This is a genomic window from Streptomyces sp. NPDC102462 (assembly GCF_044765425.1).
Classification (GTDB): domain Bacteria; phylum Actinomycetota; class Actinomycetes; order Streptomycetales; family Streptomycetaceae; genus Streptomyces.
In genome coordinates, this window is sequence record NZ_JBIWKB010000080.1 from 18,964 (window position 1) to 35,329 (window position 16,366).

Below are 16,366 nucleotides of genomic sequence, written 5' to 3' on the forward strand. Positions count from 1 at the left end.
CTCACCTCAGGTCGCGGTAGACGGTCTTGTCCGGCAGGGACTTGATCAGCCCGGTCCTGGCGGCGACCTCGAGCTGCTCGCGCATGTTCGTGAACGATGCGCCGCCCCACTCGGTGGGGTAGATGCCGGCCAGGCGCTCGGGCAGCAACGCGATCGCCTTCTTCTCCGACGCGGGGATGCCGTAGTACTGGTGCAGTTCGGCGAGGATCTGGGGCTTGTCGTGGATGTACTGGTGGGCTTCGAGGCGCAGCTTCGCCAGCGCTCTCGCGGTCTTCTCGTTCTTCTCGACCCAACTCCTCTTCGCCCCTTGCCCGTTGAGGAAGAGGGCAGAGCCGGATCCGGAGCCCTGCTGCCACAGTTCGGTGACCGTGGTGATCTGCCGGGCGCCCTTGGCGACCAGCCGGGTGGCGTTGGGCTCGATCGTGACGATGGCCTCCACGTCGCCGCGTTCGAACAGGGCGAGCCCGGCGAGTACGGCGACGGGGTGCGCCTTGTACTCGTTCTCGAAGTCGATGCCGTTGACGGCACAGGCCAGTTGCGTGGAGCGGTAGGCGTCGCTGTTCTTCGGCGGGGTCGCGATCTGCTTGCCGCGCAGGTCCTGGATGGTGCGGTAGGGGCTGTTGGCCGGGACCAGCCAGCGCACATGGTTGGCGAGGCTGGTGGAGAAGATCAGCACGTCGGCGCCCGCGGCCAGTGACACCGCGGCCCCGATCGGCCCCATACTGGCCACGTCCAGCGCCCCGGAGAGCAGCTTGTTCTGTACGTCACCGGGTCCGGTGCCCGCGACATATGTGAGCTTCAGGTCCGCGGAGACCAAGTGGCGCCGTTCGCTGATCGGCCTGATCACCGCGCCCGCGGTACCTGCCTGAGTGTCCTCCACCTTTGCCGAGCCGTCGCCCTTGCCGCCGCTGTCGGATCCGCCGCACGCCGCGAGCAACGAGCCGAGTCCGGCGGCGGTCAGCGCCGCGCCCCCGGACCGCAGCAGGGTGCGGCGCCCCAGGGATGTCCGGCTCGCGAGGTGGGCGAGGTCGGTGTGCCCCGTGGCGGACGCGGGGGGTGCGAGGGCACGCAAGAGGTGACGGGCGGTCATCGCAGGGCCTCCGCTGGGATGGTGAGGGTAGGGGCAAAGAGGGCGGCGGCGCGGCGCGGGGCGGGCCGGAGCGGGACGGACATGGGGGCCTCCTCAAGGGAGAGACGAGGTCAGGGACGAGTAGGGGCGCCACCCCCGCAGTGTTCGAGTGCGCGCCACGAACGTTTCGGCATGCGTCGCCGCACCCGCGGAGTAATGAACCCCACCGGCACGAACTCGCGATCAGGCGGTCAGGGCCCGGCGGCAGGCAGAGCACCGCGCGTCGCACGGGCCCGGCTGCGACGTCGGGCAGGGCGATCAAAAGGGCGCGGCGGGGCGCAACATGGCACGAGCTACTGGGTGTCCGCACACGCGATCACGTACGGACAGCAGTGCATGCACCCGTACCGGCAACGGACGACGCGCACGACCCACCGTCGTACACGCAGGTACGGGTACGCACGCTTGGGGGAGTGCTCAGCGGCGGACGGCACACCCGGCCTGCTGCCGGATGCGGCGCACCGGGGCTGCGTCGCTCAGCGCGGGACGCGGCGGGTGCGGGTGCCGGTACAGAGTCCGCCGGCGAGGAAGCAGAGATCGAGGTGATAGCGCCGGGTGAGGGCCACGGGGTGGGTCAGTTCTTCGGCCATGACTGCCAATCCCCTCCGCCTACCGCAGGGCGAGCAGCGTGTCGTAGCCGCTGCGTCCGTCGGTGAGCTGCCAGGAACTCATCCACGCGTAGCTCTCCGTGAAGCGTTCCCTGGTGAAGCGGGTGGCGTGGGTGAAGCGGTAGTACTCGGAGCGAAGCCGCTCCGGGGCGAGCCGGCCCGCCACCTCGCTGACCACGTGCCCCGCGTAGGCGGCCCGGTCGGCGTTGATGATGTCGACGGCGGCGTTGACCGCGGACATGAAGACGTCGAGGCGCTCGGTCGGCAGATGGGGCGCGACGATCTGCGCGCCGCGGTAGAAGTAGCAGCCCAGCAGGTGTGCGCCACGTTCCAGGGCCAGGCTGAGGAAGGGCTCCATCAGCATGACGGCCCGGATGCGGCCCGACTCCGCCTCCGCCAGGCGGACGGACGGAGGTCCCACGTGCTCCAGCATGATCCGCTCGCGGGGGACGGTGCCTTCAAGGAGGTGCAGGGCCGTGTAGTGCGAGCCGGTGAACTCGTTGACGCCGATGGGGACGCCGCTCATGTCGTGCGGCTCGTTCAGGTCCGGGTCGAAGCTGACGAGGGCCTGCGCGACGACTGCGGGGCGCAGGTAGCCGATGTAGCCGCCGCGCCGGTTGCGTTCCAGGCGGTCGATGCCGCCCCACTCACAGAGGTTGAACAGGTCGGCGCGCTCGGACTCGAAGAGCGCTTCCTTGCGGCGGGCGATGGGGTCCCGGGCCTCTCGCTCCTGTGCCGGGGCGTTCTCCGCGAGGCGGACATCGAGGCCGGCCGCGGCGAACAGGCCGTGCTCCACGGCGAGGATTTCGGGCAGGTCGAAGACGGGGTGGTTGCGTGAGATGACGATCTCGTCGCCGCGTTCCGCCACCATGCGCGTCCTCCCTTCCCGTCACCCGCGCCGAGGGACCGTGTCGGTTCCTCTGGCACACCGTCAGGCGCCGGCCGCACCGGCCGGAACGGGGTCGACTCTAGGCCAGCGGGATCACCCCGTCAACAGGGTGTTCCCGCAATGCGCGAAGACCTTCCACTCTGCGAAAAGCGTGATCTCTACAGGGATCAGGGCGTGTTGGCTCGTGGAACGGGAACGGGACGTCAAACAGGCGCGCTTCGGCCGGGCTCGGCCCAACTGCCGTGCGCCGAGGCGGTTCCGTCAGCTCGGGAGCTGTCCCAGCGCCAGGGCCACCGGCAGCCCCCGCAGGCTTTCCGCCGCTGCGACCACCTGGGAGCCCAGCACATCGAGCCGTGCGTCGGTCATCCTGCTGGCGGGGCCCTGGATGTCCACCGCGAGCCGGACGTACGGCGATCCGCTGTCCACGGGCGCGGCGAGACCGCGCAGGCCGCTGCCCCCGGCGCCGTCGAGCACCGCGTACCCCCGGAACTGCGTGGCCAGCAGGTGAACCCGAAGCGCCCACTCGGCACGGCTCACCGACCACTCCGCGTCGGAGTCGGGGCGGTTCCCGCCGAGGTCCGGTGCCGCCGGGGGATCGGCCGCCGCTCCCCGCGCCGAGGCGAACACCGCGGGGGAGCCGCCCTGCGGCTGGGGCCTGCCGGCCTCGGACACGGCGTCGAATGCGGTGATGGCGAGACCCATCGCGGACTCGGTGAGCGGCACCGACACCCCGGGCTCGCCGAGGTAGCGCAGCGGTTGCTCGGACTGGACGGACACGAGGACGAGCACGTTGTCGCCGCGCCGCATGCCGATGCTCGCGGTCTCGCCGGTGCGGTCGGCCAACTCCTTGAGCACCGCCGTCACCTCGGGCAGCCCGCTGGACGCCAGCGACCTGCGGCCGAGCCGGAGCAGGACGGGGCCGGGCAGGAACCGGTCGCTCTCCTTGGACCGGCACAGCAGCCCCTCGGCACAGAGCGTGCCGAGCAGCCGGTGGACGGTGCTCACGGTGAGCCCTGTGGCCTTGGACAGTTCGGTGAGCGTGGCACCGCCCGACGGGCTGTCCACCACAGCGCCGAGCAGCGCCGCGGCACGGGCGACCGACTGGACGCCGGTGGCACGCGCGGTCCGGTTCTCGGTACCGGCAGAAATGGGGGTCACCTCGGGACCGTACCAAGGAGACCGCTGCCCGGGCGGCCCCGGACGATACGGGCCCCGTCCGTGCGCCGTTCGCGCGGCGGCCTTGCCCGGTGCGGCCTGGGCTACACGCCACGCGTAAGCGCCGTGCCCTCGGCCCCTCGCGCACTCCCAAGGCGCTGCCGGAGCCATGACGTGGCCGCGGTGCCCGGCCCTGGTGCGGTCTGGCCGGGCACCGCGGTTCTGATCAGGCGCGGACGCCCAACGCGGGCAGGACGGTCTCCGCCACCCGGTACGCCTCCTCCAACAGGGGGTTGGCCGACAGGATGAAGGTGTCGACGCCCAAGTCCTCGTACTCCTTGAGGCGCTGCACCACCTGGGCGGTTGAGCCGACCACCGCGGTGCCGGGGCCCGGCCGGAACAGGCTCATGCCCGGCCACAGGTTCGGGTGGACCTCCAGCTCACGGGCCCTGGCCGGTACCCGGCCGCCGTGCTGGCGGAACTGCCGCTGCCAGCCGACGCCGTCCTCCCCGGCGCGGTCGCCGAGTTGCCGGGCGTACGTCGCCTCGCTGGTGACGTCGAGCAGCCGGTCGGCCGCCGCCCACGCCTCGTCCTCGGTGTCGCGGACGATCAGGTGCAGGCGCAGGCCGATGCGCAGAGTGCGGCCGTGGGCCGCCGCGCGTTCGCGCACCCGGTCCAGCTTCTCCTTCAGCAGGTGCGGCGGCTCGCCCCAGGTGAGATAGACGTCGACATGTTCGGCGGCCATCTCGATGCCCGGCGCGGAGGAGCCGCCGAACCAGAGCGGGACGTGCGGGCGCCGCACGGGCCCGAGGTCGCCGAAGGAGCCGCCGGCGTTCTTCAGATCGTAGAAGCGGCCCTTGTGGTCGAAGACCTCGCCGGCGGTGAGCCGTCTGACGATCGACCAGTACTCGGCGCTCAGTTCATAGCGCTCGTCGTGCTCCACCTTCAGGCCGTACTCGCGGAGTGTCTTCGTCGAGCCGTTGACGACGTTGAAGCGCAGGCGGGGGCCGAAGAGGGTGTCGAAGGTGAGCGCCATCTTCGCGAGCAGGGTCGGGGAGATCAGACCGGGGTGGACGGCGAGCAGCGGCTGGAATCGGGTGCTGGTGGCGGCGGCGAGGGCGCTGCCCAGCGGCCACACGTCGTACAGGTCGGTCGCGAGCAGCGCCCCGCTGAAGCCGAGCCGTTCCACGGTGCCGGCGAGCTGTTGCAGGTAGCCGAGGTCGACCGGGCGCCGCCCCTCGGACTCCCAGGGGTAGGCGCCCTCGCGCGGGATGATGTACCAGAGGACTTCCGACGCCATGTGCGTACTCCCCTCAATCCCGTCGGGCGACGGCGTCGGCGGCCGTGACCGGCCCCTCGATGAACCCGGTGCGGACGAAGACGTCGGCGGCCTGCTGCTGTTCGCCGAGGAACCCGTCGCTGACGTCCTCGATGCTCCAGGGCAGGGCGCGCAGGGCGGTCTCCCAGTCGTCGACCGTGCCGCCCTGGTGGTCGGCGGCGATCGCGGCGGCCTCGCGCGGGTGGGCCTTCGCCCAGGCGTCGGCCCGGCCGAGGGCACGGACCAGCGCCTCGACCACTTCGGGCCGCTGCTCGGCGAGGTCCCGCCGGGTGAAGAACACCGAGCGGTCGGTGATGACATCGCCGGTGCGGACCAGGCTCCGTACGCCCCCGGCGCGCAGGGCGGCCGCCAGTTGCGGGCCCTGGGCGACCCAGGCGGCGATGGCGCCCTCGCGCAGCAGTTTCTCGCTGTCCTCGCCGCCGCGTACGGGGATGATGTCCTCGGCGTACGACAGTCCGGCGTCGTCGAGGGCTTTGGCGACGAGATGGGTCTGCCAGGAGCCGATGGCGAGGTGCACGGTGCCGCCCTTGAGGTCGGCGACCGTCCGCGCGGGGCTGTCCTCGGTGACGAGGAGGGCGCCGTGGTCGGGGCGCGGGGCGGAGACGGCGACATAGACGATGTCGTGCCCGGCGGCCTGGGCGGTGATGGGCGGGGTGGAGCCGGTGCCACCGAAGTCGATCACGCCCTCGGAGAGCAGCCGCCCGGTGCGCACGCCGTCCGTGTAGGGATGGAAGACGACGGTCTCTCCCACCTTGGCGAGTTCCTCGGCGGCGTGGTCGAGGCGGGAGAGGTAGTAGAGGGTGGGGTTGCTGTTGTGGACGCCGATGGTGACGGTCATGCGGAACGCTCCGGTGGTGTGGTGGTGGGCGGCATGCCCAGGTCGGTGAGCAGGCGGCGGCGCAGGGCGGTGAAGGCCGGGTCGCCGGGGTCGCGGGGACGCGGGACGTCGACGGTCTCGTCCGTGACGAGCCGGCCCTCCCGCAGGACGCAGACGCGGTCGGCGAGCCGTACGGCCTCGTCCACGTCGTGGGTGACGAGCAGCACGGCGGGCCGGTGGACCCGGCACAGCTCGCCGACCAGATCCTGCATGCGCAGCCGGGTCAGGGCGTCCAGGGCGGCGAACGGCTCGTCCAGGAGAAGGAGTTCGGGGTCGCGGACCAGGGCTCGGGCGAGCGCCACGCGCTGGGCCTCGCCCCCGGAAAGGGTGGCGGGCCAGGCGCGGGCGTGGCTGTCCAGGCCGACCTCGGCGAGGGCGCGGCGCCCCCGGTCCGGGGCGGTCCTCGGCAGGGCGACGATGACGTTGGCCAGCACCCGTTTGGACGGGATCAGTCGCGGTTCCTGGAAGACGATGGTGCGGGTCTCGGGGACCAGCACCTCGCCCGCGTCAGCGCCGTCGAGGGCGCCGAGGATCCTCAGCAGGGTGGTCTTGCCGCTGCCGCTCGCGCCGAGCAGGGCGACGAACTCGCCGTGCCCGATGGTGAGATCGAGGCCGTCGAGGACGGTCCGGTCGGCGAACGCCTTGACGAGGGAGCGGACTTGGACGGCAGCGGTGGCCGTCGTGCCGGCCGCGGTGGTCATCGCTCCGCCCTCCGCCACGGCATCAGCACCCGTTCCAGCAGGCGCACGAACGCGTCGGCGAGCAGGCCGAGCAGGCCGTAGACGAGGATGCACACGGCGAGGACGTCCGTACGGGCGTAGCTCTGCGCCTGGGCCATCAGGTAGCCGATGCCGGCGGTGGCGTTGATCTCCTCCGCGGCGATCAGCGCGATCACGCTGAGAGTCATCGACAGCCGCAGCCCGGCGAGCAGCGAGGGCAGCGCTCCGGGCAGGACGACCTCGCGGACGATCGCGAACCGGCTCATGCCGAAGCTGCGCATGGCCTCCACCAGCCGGGCGTCGGTGCTGCGGACGCCGCTGGAGGTGGAGACGTACATCGGGAAGGTGGTGGCGACGGCGATCAGCAGGATCTTGGCGGTCTCGTTGATGCCGAACCACACCATGAACAGCGGGACCAGGGACAGGAAGGGAATGGTCCGCAGCGTCTGCATGGTGGAGTCGAGCAGTTCGTCGCCGAGGCGGGTGAAACCGGTGACGACGCCGGCCGTGAGGCCGACGGCGAGACCGAGCAGCAGGCCGAGGCCGGAGCGGGTCAGGGAGGTGGCGAGCGCGTCGGGCAGTTGGCCGTTGCCCCACAGTTCGCCGACCGCGCGGACCACGTCGGCGGGCGAGGCGAGCACGTCCGGGGTGAGGACGCCGGTCGCCGAGGCGGCCCACCAGAGCACGAGCAGCGCGAGCGGACCGAGGGCGCGTACGGCAGCCCTGAACCGGCGCGGCCGTGGGCGTCGGGCGACGGGCCGGGGCGTCACCAGTTCCCGCTTCCCGGCCGGCGCGGCCGGGATGTCCTGGACGGCGGTCATGACAGCTCGGTGACGTCGATGAGATGGGCGGCGACGTCGACCTCGCCGCGGGTGACCTTGTGTTCGGCGTAGAAGCGGGCGACGGCCTTGAACCGTGTGATGTCGGCGTCGGTGATCGGCTCGACGGTCCCGCCCTTGGCGATGAACTCGGTCTGTACGCGCTTGGCCTCGCCGGTGAGCGCCTGGGGGCCGGCGTCGGTGTTGACGTTCAGGTAGGCGGCCGGGTCCTGCTTCTCCTTGATGCTGCCCTCGTGCAGATAGGTGTAGAGGGCTTTGACCACCTCGGGGTGCTTGTCCGCGAAGTCGGTGCGCACGGCGGTCAGGCTGTAGTTGTCGGAGCCGATGGCCGCACCGTCGGTGAGGAAGTGAGCCTTGCCGGTGCCGAGTTCGGCCACGGAGTACGTCGCCCACACCGCCCAGGCGTCGACCTTGCCGCTGTTGAAGACGGCCGCCGTCTGGTCGGGCCGCAGATAGACCCGTTCGACCTTGTCCTCGGGGACACCTGCCTTCTCCAGGGCCTTCAGCAGCAGGTACTCACCGGTACCGCCCTGGTTGACGGCGACCTTCTTACCGATCAGGTCCTTGACGGACGCGATCGAGGAGCCGTTCTTGACCAGGATGCCCTCGCCGGCCCCGTCGGGTGCGGTGGCGGTGAAGAACTTGAATCCGGGGTTCTGCGCCAGTGAGGTGATGCCGGAGGTGATGGAGCCGGTGGCGATGTCGAGCTGGTCGGCGTTGAGGGCCTGCGCGGCCGGCGCGAAGGGGCCCGCGCTGCCGGTCCAGGCGACCTTGGCGTGCACCTTGGCCAGGGCCTTGGCGAGCGAGCCGTCCTTCTTGCCGACCGCGAGCACACCGGAGTTGCCGGGGTCGGGGATGCGGACGGTGATCGTGGCGGCGGAGTTCGGGCCGGTGTCGGCCTGCGAGGTGCCGCAGGCGGTCAGGGCGGCGAGCGCGGTGACGGCGGCGAGGGCGGCGGGGAGGAGTCTGGAGGCGCGCATGGCAGTCCTACGGGTTCAGAGAGCGGTGGCGGGACGTGGGCTCGGCGAGCCGGTGGCGGGCTCGGCGCAGGGGTTCCGGATCGGCCCAGGCGTGGACGTCGACGGGCCCGGCCAGGAAGCCGTGCCCGCGCAGCGCCGTCTCCTGGAGGGCCAGCAGGGAGAGGCGTTCGGCGGAGAGGTCGGGGTGCAGGGTGCGGTGGGTGCCGGGGCGGTAGGCGCCGCGCACGCCCTCGGCGCCCGCGCCGGTCTCGGCGCCCAGGATGCGGGCGACCTCGTCCGGCTGCTCGGCCGCCCAGTCCGCGGCACGCAGCAGCACCGTGAGGAACCGGTCGACCAGATCGGGGTGTTCGTCGAGCAGCCGCTGGTGGACGGTGATGGGGCGCGGGGTGCCGTTGTTCACGCGGTGGCGGCGGTCGGGCAGCCGGTCGAGTTCGACGGCGACCTCGGCACCGGCCCGACGCGCGGCCTCGACGGCGACGGCACCCTTGACGTACACGGCGTCGACGTCACCGCGGGCCAGCGCGGCCAGTTCGGCCTGCCACTGCCCGCTGTGGCCGGCGGCGGGCACGTCGACCGGCCGGGTGTCGTCGAGACCGAGTCCGGCGGAGGCGAGCGCGCCCTCGAAGCCGCGCAGCGCCATGGCCCGCCAGAAGTCGATGGGGACGGAGTGCCGCGGCAGGGCAGGCCGCAGCCCGCGCAGGGCGGCGGCACCCCGGATCCCGGACCCGGGCCGGACCAGGACCACTTGGCGTTCCTCGATCCAGGTCAGGCCGATCAGCCGGGTCTCGGCACCGCGTGAACGGGCCCACAGGGCGGGCACGTTGCCACCCTCACGGAACAACGCGGGCAGTTCGTGGGTGTAGTGGGTGCCGCGCAGGTCCGCGCCGACGTGGGCCTCGGCGTCCTGAAGGGACCGCACGGCGATCCCCTCCGGCATGAACTCCTCGGCCAGCCACCGCCGGTCGGCGGCGATACCGGTCGCGGTGGGCACCGGACAACGGGTGAACCACAGGGTCTCGGGCAGGGGCGGGTGCGTCATGGGTTCCTTCCCGGAGGGCTGCTCACCGCTGCGGCGGCGAGACGGAGGCGGGTGCGGGCAGAGCGCTGTGCCCGCCGCCGCGCGCCTGCCGGGCGGTGCATCGGGCGGCGGGCAGCGCAGAGGTCGGCGCGGCGAGCGGAACCCCACCGGGAGGTGAGGTACGCAGGTGTCGTCCGGCTCGGTGCGGGGCGTGCCGCTGACCGGCGTGGCGGCTGTCACGAGCGGCCGGGTACGGCGGGACGAGCGGCGGGGTGGGCCGTGCGCCGACCGGGCGACGTCACGGGGCAGCGGCGCTACGAGGGACGACCGCAAAGAGCCGCGGGGGACCTCGCGGTGCTGGTCAGCGACAGACGGCGCTGGCGACGCGGCCGAGGTCGACGTGGCGGCGCACGGTCAGCGCAGGCGTGGCCATGATATGCATCGCTTCGCCCCTTCCGACGACCCGCGCCGGACCCGTTCCGGCGGCGTACCCGCAGCCTGACATGCGCCGCGAGCGGGCGGCAAGCGGCTTCCCATGATGTGGGAACGAGCGTGAACAGACTGTTTCAGCAGGGAGCGAGGGGCCTTCCGGCTTGCCGCGATGTGGGAATCTCGAAGCCGCCTGAGGGGCCCGGAACCGGGTTCGGAACCGCCTGCGCCGAGGCCCGGGCGGGCGAGGGGAAGCCGAAGAACGGGGAGGTGTACGGGGCCGTGACGCAGACTCGGGTCGCCGGGGCCCAGGCGGTGCGGCGGGCGCTCGACGTGCTGCACTGCTTCCACGACAACGCCCCCGACCTCAGCGCCTCGGAGATCTCCCGCAGGCTCGGTCTGTCCACGTCCACGGCACACCGGCTGGCCCGTACCCTGCTCGGCGCCGGGTTCCTGGAGCAGGACCCGCGTACCGCCCGCTACCGGCTCGGTCCCGCCGTGACCGAACTCGGTCGGCTCTCCTACCACCAGCGCGGGCTGCACCTGGCGTCGCCCGAACTCGCCGACCTGGCCCGGCGCACCGGCGCGACCGCCGACCTGGCGCTGCGCAGCGGCCCGCACGCGGTGATCGTGGCCGGCGGCTCGGTCACCCCGAAGGTGGGGCTGCGCCGCCCGCTGCACTCCACCGCGCTGGGCAAGGTCCTGCTGGCGTGGCCACGCCCGGGAGAGGCGGGTACGCAGTCGCTCCCGCCGTTGCGGGCGTTCACCGACCGCACGATCGTCGACCGGGAGCGGCTGGCCGAGGAGTTGGAGCGGGTGCGCGCGCAGCGGTACGCCCTCAACGACGGAGAGTCCGCGCTGGGCGTCCGCACCGTCGCCGTGCCCGTCCTCGACCACCTGGGGTCGGCGCGGTTCGCGCTCGCCGTGCGAGGCACGCCCGATCTCATCGCCGGTGACCGTGTCGAGTGGTTCCTCGAACAGGCGCGGACCTGCGCGAGGGCGCTGGAGGTCCTGCTGCTGCCGCCGTCGCAGCGCAACACGGCCGCCGCTCCGTGACCACGCGACCGGCTCGTGCCGTGGGCCGCTCCTCGCCATGCCCGGTCGCGGTGGGAGACCGCGACGCCTGCGCGTCGAGTGCACGGCGGACTCGCGCTGGGCACCGGACGCGGTGAACTCCTCACCCTGCTGGAGGGAACGAAGCCTTCTGACACGCGGTTCGACGTGCCGGCTGACGCACGTTGCGCCGCGCGTCCTGAGACGCGCGGCGCAACTCACGGCGCGGACGGCCTTCCTCCTGCCGTCACTTCACCGCGTCGGCGAACAGCGGCACCACCTTGTCGATGGCGTAGCCGACCGAGAGGACGGAGTTGGTGGCGAAGGACTGGCTGATGTTCTTGTCGTCGAAGACGATGGAGTGGCCCTTCTCCACCGCCGGCAGGGACTTGAAGAGCGGGTCCGACGAGATCTTGGACGCCTCGATGCCGATGGGCGCCATCACGACGAGGTCGGCGTCCAGCATCTGCAGGTTCTCCTCCGACACGGACACCGAGAACGACGAACCGGCCTTGGCGTCGACCTTCGGATTGTTGGTGAAGCCCAGCTGCTGCACGAAGTTGACCCGGTCCGTGCCCTTCACATAGGCGCCCCAGCCGACCGACGTACGGGAACCGAGGGTGATCGTCCTGCCCTTGAACTCGGGGTGCGCCTTCGCGGCGGCGGTGAACTTCCGCTGGGTGTCGGAGATGAGCTTCTTGCCCTGGTCGGCGAGGCCGAGAGCGGTCGAGATCATCGTGGTCTGCTGCTGCCAGGAGATCTTGTACTGGTCGCCGCCCTTGGGCACGCCGAGCGTCGGTGCGATCTTGCTCAGGGTGTCGTACCGGGTCTGGTCGCCACTGGACTTGACGTCGAGTATGAGGTCCGGCTTGAGCGCGGCGATCTTCTCGTACTCCGGCTCCAGCGTGCCGATCTTCTCGGGGCTCCGGTCGTACCGGCCCGTGGCCCACGGGCCGACGCCGTCGCCGCCGAAGGCCAGCCAGTCGCTCTGGCCGACCGGCTGAACGCCGAGGGCGAGGGCGGTCTCGGCGTCACCCCAGCCGAGCGCGACGACCCTCTTGGGCTGGGACTTGACGGTGACGGTACCGAACTTGGTGGTCACCTCGGCGGGGAAGGCACCGGATGTCTTCGAGCCGGAGGCATCGGAGCCGGAGTCGGTGTCGTCCGAGGAGGAGCCGCAGGCGGCGAGCGCACCGAGCAGCGCGACGGCCAGGACAGAGGCGAGCAGGCGCCACAGGCCGCGCCCGGTACGGGCGGACTGGTGCGAGGACGTGCGGGGCATGAGGGTTCCTTCTGTGTGCGGTTCACTGCCCGGTGGGGGCGGCGCTGATGTGGTGGCGGCCCAGTGGCACGACCATCGGTGTGCCGGAGCCGGGGTCGGGGATCACGGTGGAACGCAGCCCGAACACCTCGCCTACCAGGGACTCGGTCACGATGGCGGAGGGCGCGCCCTCGGCGACGACGCGGCCGTCCTTCATGGCGATCAGGTGATCGGCGTAGCGACAGGCCAGGTTCAGGTCGTGCAGGACGACGCCGAGGGTGACGCCGCGCTCCCGGTTGAGGTCGGTGAGCAGGTCCAGCACGTCCAGCTGGTGGCTGATGTCGAGGTAGGTGGTGGGCTCGTCGAGCAGGAGGATGCCGGTCTCCTGGGCGAGCGCCATGGCGATCCAGACGCGCTGGCGCTGCCCGCCGGACAGCTCGTCCACCGACCGGTCCGCGAGTTCCAGGACGTCGGTGGCGAGCATGGCGGCGGCGACGCCCTCGTCGTCCGCTTTCGTCCAGCGGCGGAACCAGCCCTGGTGCGGGTAGCGGCCGCGGCCGACCAGGTCGGCGACGGTGATGGCATCGGGGGCCACCGGACTCTGCGGCAGCATGCCGAGGCAGGCGGCCACCTGTTTCGTGGACGTGGAGTGGATGTCGTGGCCGTCCAGGAGGACGGTGCCGGCGATCGGGGTCAGCAGCCGCGCCATGGCGCGCAGCAGCGTGGACTTGCCGCAGGCGTTCGGGCCGACGACGACGGTGAAACGTCCCGGCGGCAGTGCGACGTCGAGACCGGAGATGATCTCTCGCTCGCCGTAACCGAGACCCAGGCCGCGGGTTTCGAGGGTGTGCGGGGACGCCACCGTGCTCTCCTTGCGGGTCACCGTGCTGCTCTCCTTGCGACAGATGGGGTGGGGGCGGTGCGGACGGGACACGCTCAGCCGCCCCGTCCCACCCGGTTGGCGCGGGCGAGCAGCCACAGCAGGTACGGGGCGCCGACGACGCTTGTGACGACACCCACCGGCAGCTGCGTGTGCGGCAGCAGATGCTGGGCGGCGAAGTCGGCGGTGCACACCAGGGCGGCACCGGTCAGCGCGGAGGGCACCAGTGCCGCGCCCCGGCCGGGCAGCAGCCGGCGCGCGATCGGCGGACTGACGAAGGCGACGAACCCGATGGGCCCCGCCGCCGCCGTGGCGACGCCCACGAGGGCAGTGGCACTGGCCAGCAGGGCGAGGCGGCTGCGTTCGACCCGGGCACCGAGCCCGCCGGCCGCCTCGTCGCCGAGCTGCAGCGCCGCCAGGGCGCGGGAGGCGACGAGGGTGAGCGGGACCAGGAGCACGGCACAGCCGAGCAGCGGCCAGAAATGGGGCCACGAGCGGCCGTTGAGACTGCCGGTCAGCCACACGAACGCGTTCTGGGCCTCGGTGACCTCCGCCCGTGTCATCAGATAGGAGCGCAGGCTGATCAGTCCGGTGCCGACGCCGATGCCGATGAGCACGAACTTCCCGCCGCTGACCCCGCTCCGCCAGGCCAGCAGGTAGATCGCGGTTCCGGCGAGCAGGGCGCCCGCCAGGGCCCCGCCGGACAGGGCCAGGCCGCTGAGCCCGAACGCCATGGACACCAGGACGGCCGCGGCGCTCGCGCCGGCACTGACGCCGATGACGTCGGGGCTGGCCAGCGGGTTGCGCAGCAACGCCTGGAAGACGGCGCCCGACAGGCCGAAGCAGCAGCCGACGACGAGGGCCAACAGGGCGCGCGGCAACCGGAGTTCGTGCACCACGAACCGGCTGCCCGGGTCGCCGCCGCCGGTGAGGACGGCCAGCACGTCGGCTGGGGGGACGTCGATGTCGCCGACCATGAGCGACAGCAGCAGCGCGGCCAGCGCGGTGAGTGCCAGGGCGAGGCAGACGGCACCGAAGCGGATGCGGCCGGCGCGGCGGAGCCGACCGAGCCGTGCGGCGGCTTGGGCAGTCGACGCGTTCACAGGTCGGCCTTCCCGCGTCGGCGGACCAGGATGATGAAGGGCACGCAGCCCACGGCCGCGGTGACCACGCCCACCTGGATCTCGCCGGGGCGGGCGACCACGCGTCCGACGACGTCGGCGACCAGCAACAGGACGGGTGCGAGCAGCGCGCTGTAGGGCAGGATCCAGCGGTGGTCGGGGCCGGTGATCATCCGCACGGCGTGCGGGACGGCCAGGCCGACGAACCCGATGGGCCCCGCGACGGCGGTCGACGCCCCGCACAGCAGCACGACGCTCGCCGCGCCGACCAGGCGTGCCACGGCGACCCGTTGGCCCAGGGCGCGCGCGATGTCGTCACCGAGGGCTAGGGCGTTGAGCCGCGGCCCGAGCGCGAGGGCGAGCACACCGCCGACGGCCACGAAGGGCACCGCCTGGACGAGCACGTCCAGATCGCGGCCGTCGAGGGCGCCGACCTGCCAGAAGCGGTACTGGTCGTAGGTCTGGCTGTCGGACAGCAGCATGGTGTCGGTGGCGGAGACGAGCAGCGCGGTGGCGGCGGCCCCGGCGAGGGCGAGTTTGACCGGCGTCGCACCTTCGCGCCCGAGGCCGGCGACGCCGTAGACGAGTCCGGCCGCCAGGCAGGCGCCGAGGAAGCCGAACCAGATGTACTGGGCGGGTTCGGTGAGGGACAGCACGCTCATCGCGAAGACGACGGCGACCGCCGCGCCCGCGTTGATGCCGAGCAGCCCGGGGTCGGCCAGCGGGTTGCGGGTCACGCCCTGCATGACGGTGCCGGCGAGACCGAGCGCGGCGCCGGCCAGCAGACCTGCCAGGGTGCGGGGTATCCGGACTTCCTGGACGACGAGTTGGCCGCGTACGGAGCGGTCCGGGTCCAGGACGCCGTGGACGACGTCGTGCAGGGAGACGTCGCCCGACCCGACGGCGAGGCTGAGTGCGGTGGCCACAAGGAGCAGGACGGCCAGGAGACAGAGGCCCGCCGTGAGGGCCGACCCGCGATGCCGGGGGCCGGCGTGGGTTCCCGAAGTCCGGTCCTCCCGTGCGGCGGTGGGTGCGTTCACCGGCGGGTTGCGCGCCGAAGAGGGCGCTGCCGGGCGGGAAGGGGGCGCATGTGCGGGTTCCTCAAGACGGGTAGAACGGCAGACGAACACACCGGATCAATCGCCTCCGGTTGTAAGGTAAGGCAAACCTAACATCAGATAGTGTTCTCTGTGCACCTACCCGCCCGCCGCACACCATGGGAGTCGGCCTTGCCGCAGACGATCGACACCTCCGGGAACGGGCCGGACGCCATGGCCGAGGAGGGCTGGGTCGAACTGGGCTCACGCGCCGAACTGCGCGCACTGCTGGGCGAGCCCTGGCCCGTGGTGATCGAGAAGGTCCACGACCGGCTCACCGACAAGGACCTGGACATCCTGGCCCGTGCGCCGTTCTGCCTGCTGGCCACCTCCGATTCCCGGGGCAACTGCGATGTCTCCCCACGTGGGGGCGCGCCGGGATTCACACACGTCGTCGACTCCGGCACGCTCGCCCTGCCCGACCGGCCGGGCAACAGGCGCGGCGACAGCTTCCACAACATCCTCGACAACCCGCACGCCGGTCTGCTCTACCTGATCCCTGGCAGCAAGGAGGTACTGCGCGTCAACGGACGGGCCCGCATCCTCACCGACGCCCCGTTCTTCGACGCCATGATTGAGGGCGACCACCGACCCACGCTCGCCCTGGTCCTGGAGATCGACGAGATCTACCTCCACTGCCCGCAGTCGCTGCGCCGCTCGGGCATCTGGGACCCACCGTCATGGCAGGCCCGCTGAGTCCCACCTGACGGACAGGCACCTCGTTGGGCCCATGCCGAGTCACCGAGGCATCTCAAGCCCCGGCCCTCACGGAACCGTGCCGATGGTGAACTGGACGGCCGGATCCATCTGGCGCGGACCGTGGACCGGCTGGTGACGCATCACGTGCTCACCGTCGCGGCGAGGACATAAGCCGGCGCTAGGTCCTGTCGTCAAATTCCCGTCGTTCGCCCGGAGGGCGGGCCCTGCGGCGTCAGGTGCGTGCTCTCGGTGTGCCGGGCGCAGGTCCTCGTA

At 72.1% G+C, this 16,366-nt stretch carries 16 protein-coding genes; 2 read left to right on the forward strand and 14 right to left on the reverse strand.

The window, feature by feature from the left end:
• Position 1: 1 nt before the first annotated feature.
• The 10 genes from ACIRFL_RS39420 to ACIRFL_RS39465 form a co-directional block, all read right to left on the reverse strand.
• Positions 2-1,090, reverse strand: a complete 1,089-nt coding sequence (locus ACIRFL_RS39420) for an ABC transporter substrate-binding protein (RefSeq protein ID WP_404039132.1) — start codon at positions 1,088-1,090, stop codon at positions 2-4.
• Between the two features lie 648 nt (positions 1,091-1,738).
• A complete protein-coding gene (locus ACIRFL_RS39425; RefSeq protein ID WP_404039135.1) occupies positions 1,739-2,608 on the reverse strand; it encodes a nitrate ABC transporter substrate-binding protein in 870 nt (289 codons plus the stop codon).
• A 279-nt stretch (positions 2,609-2,887) separates the two neighbouring features.
• Complete coding sequence (locus ACIRFL_RS39430) at positions 2,888-3,784, reverse strand: IclR family transcriptional regulator (protein WP_404039138.1); 897 nt, start codon at positions 3,782-3,784, stop codon at positions 2,888-2,890.
• Between the two features lie 223 nt (positions 3,785-4,007).
• Positions 4,008-5,081, reverse strand: a complete 1,074-nt coding sequence (locus tag ACIRFL_RS39435; protein ID WP_404039141.1) for an LLM class flavin-dependent oxidoreductase — start codon at positions 5,079-5,081, stop codon at positions 4,008-4,010.
• Between the two features lie 13 nt (positions 5,082-5,094).
• Positions 5,095-5,958 carry an ABC transporter substrate-binding protein gene (locus ACIRFL_RS39440; RefSeq protein ID WP_404039144.1) on the reverse strand — a complete coding sequence of 288 codons (864 nt, stop codon included), beginning with the start codon at positions 5,956-5,958 and terminating at the stop codon, positions 5,095-5,097.
• Positions 5,955-6,698, reverse strand: a complete 744-nt coding sequence (locus ACIRFL_RS39445) for an ABC transporter ATP-binding protein (protein WP_404039147.1) — start codon at positions 6,696-6,698, stop codon at positions 5,955-5,957. The genes ACIRFL_RS39440 and ACIRFL_RS39445 overlap by 4 nt, the downstream gene beginning before the upstream one ends.
• Positions 6,695-7,537 carry an ABC transporter permease gene (locus ACIRFL_RS39450; RefSeq protein WP_404039150.1) on the reverse strand — a complete coding sequence of 281 codons (843 nt, stop codon included), beginning with the start codon at positions 7,535-7,537 and terminating at the stop codon, positions 6,695-6,697. The genes ACIRFL_RS39445 and ACIRFL_RS39450 overlap by 4 nt, the downstream gene beginning before the upstream one ends.
• Positions 7,534-8,535 carry an NrtA/SsuA/CpmA family ABC transporter substrate-binding protein gene (locus tag ACIRFL_RS39455; protein ID WP_404039154.1) on the reverse strand — a complete coding sequence of 334 codons (1,002 nt, stop codon included), beginning with the start codon at positions 8,533-8,535 and terminating at the stop codon, positions 7,534-7,536. Before ACIRFL_RS39455 ends, ACIRFL_RS39450 begins: the two co-directional genes overlap by 4 nt.
• 7 nt (positions 8,536-8,542) lie before the next feature.
• Positions 8,543-9,574: an ABC transporter substrate-binding protein gene (locus tag ACIRFL_RS39460; protein WP_404039157.1), complete on the reverse strand. Its 1,032-nt coding sequence runs from the start codon at positions 9,572-9,574 to the stop codon at positions 8,543-8,545.
• Positions 9,575-9,914: 340 nt separating this feature from the next.
• Positions 9,915-10,058, reverse strand: a complete 144-nt coding sequence (locus ACIRFL_RS39465) for a putative leader peptide (protein WP_404039160.1) — start codon at positions 10,056-10,058, stop codon at positions 9,915-9,917.
• Positions 10,059-10,264: 206 nt separating this feature from the next.
• On the opposite strand from ACIRFL_RS39465, the gene ACIRFL_RS39470 reads away from it, so the two are divergent.
• On the forward strand, positions 10,265-11,038 hold the full coding sequence (locus ACIRFL_RS39470) for an IclR family transcriptional regulator (protein ID WP_404039163.1): 774 nt from the start codon (positions 10,265-10,267) through the stop codon (positions 11,036-11,038).
• A 244-nt stretch (positions 11,039-11,282) separates the two neighbouring features.
• On the opposite strand, the gene ACIRFL_RS39475 is transcribed toward ACIRFL_RS39470, so the two are convergent.
• From ACIRFL_RS39475 to ACIRFL_RS39490, 4 genes are read right to left on the reverse strand one after another with little or no spacing between them, the layout of a single operon-like run.
• Positions 11,283-12,317, reverse strand: a complete 1,035-nt coding sequence (locus ACIRFL_RS39475; protein ID WP_404039166.1) for an iron-siderophore ABC transporter substrate-binding protein — start codon at positions 12,315-12,317, stop codon at positions 11,283-11,285.
• A gap of 22 nt (positions 12,318-12,339) precedes the next feature.
• Complete coding sequence (locus ACIRFL_RS39480) at positions 12,340-13,179, reverse strand: ABC transporter ATP-binding protein (protein ID WP_404039168.1); 840 nt, start codon at positions 13,177-13,179, stop codon at positions 12,340-12,342.
• A gap of 53 nt (positions 13,180-13,232) precedes the next feature.
• Positions 13,233-14,279 carry a FecCD family ABC transporter permease gene (locus ACIRFL_RS39485; RefSeq protein ID WP_404039170.1) on the reverse strand — a complete coding sequence of 349 codons (1,047 nt, stop codon included), beginning with the start codon at positions 14,277-14,279 and terminating at the stop codon, positions 13,233-13,235.
• Positions 14,276-15,427: a FecCD family ABC transporter permease gene (locus ACIRFL_RS39490; protein WP_404039173.1), complete on the reverse strand. Its 1,152-nt coding sequence runs from the start codon at positions 15,425-15,427 to the stop codon at positions 14,276-14,278. The genes ACIRFL_RS39485 and ACIRFL_RS39490 overlap by 4 nt, the downstream gene beginning before the upstream one ends.
• 99 nt (positions 15,428-15,526) lie before the next feature.
• On the opposite strand from ACIRFL_RS39490, the gene ACIRFL_RS39495 reads away from it, so the two are divergent.
• Positions 15,527-16,090: an MSMEG_1061 family FMN-dependent PPOX-type flavoprotein gene (locus tag ACIRFL_RS39495; protein WP_404039176.1), complete on the forward strand. Its 564-nt coding sequence runs from the start codon at positions 15,527-15,529 to the stop codon at positions 16,088-16,090.
• Positions 16,091-16,366 lie beyond the last annotated feature (276 nt).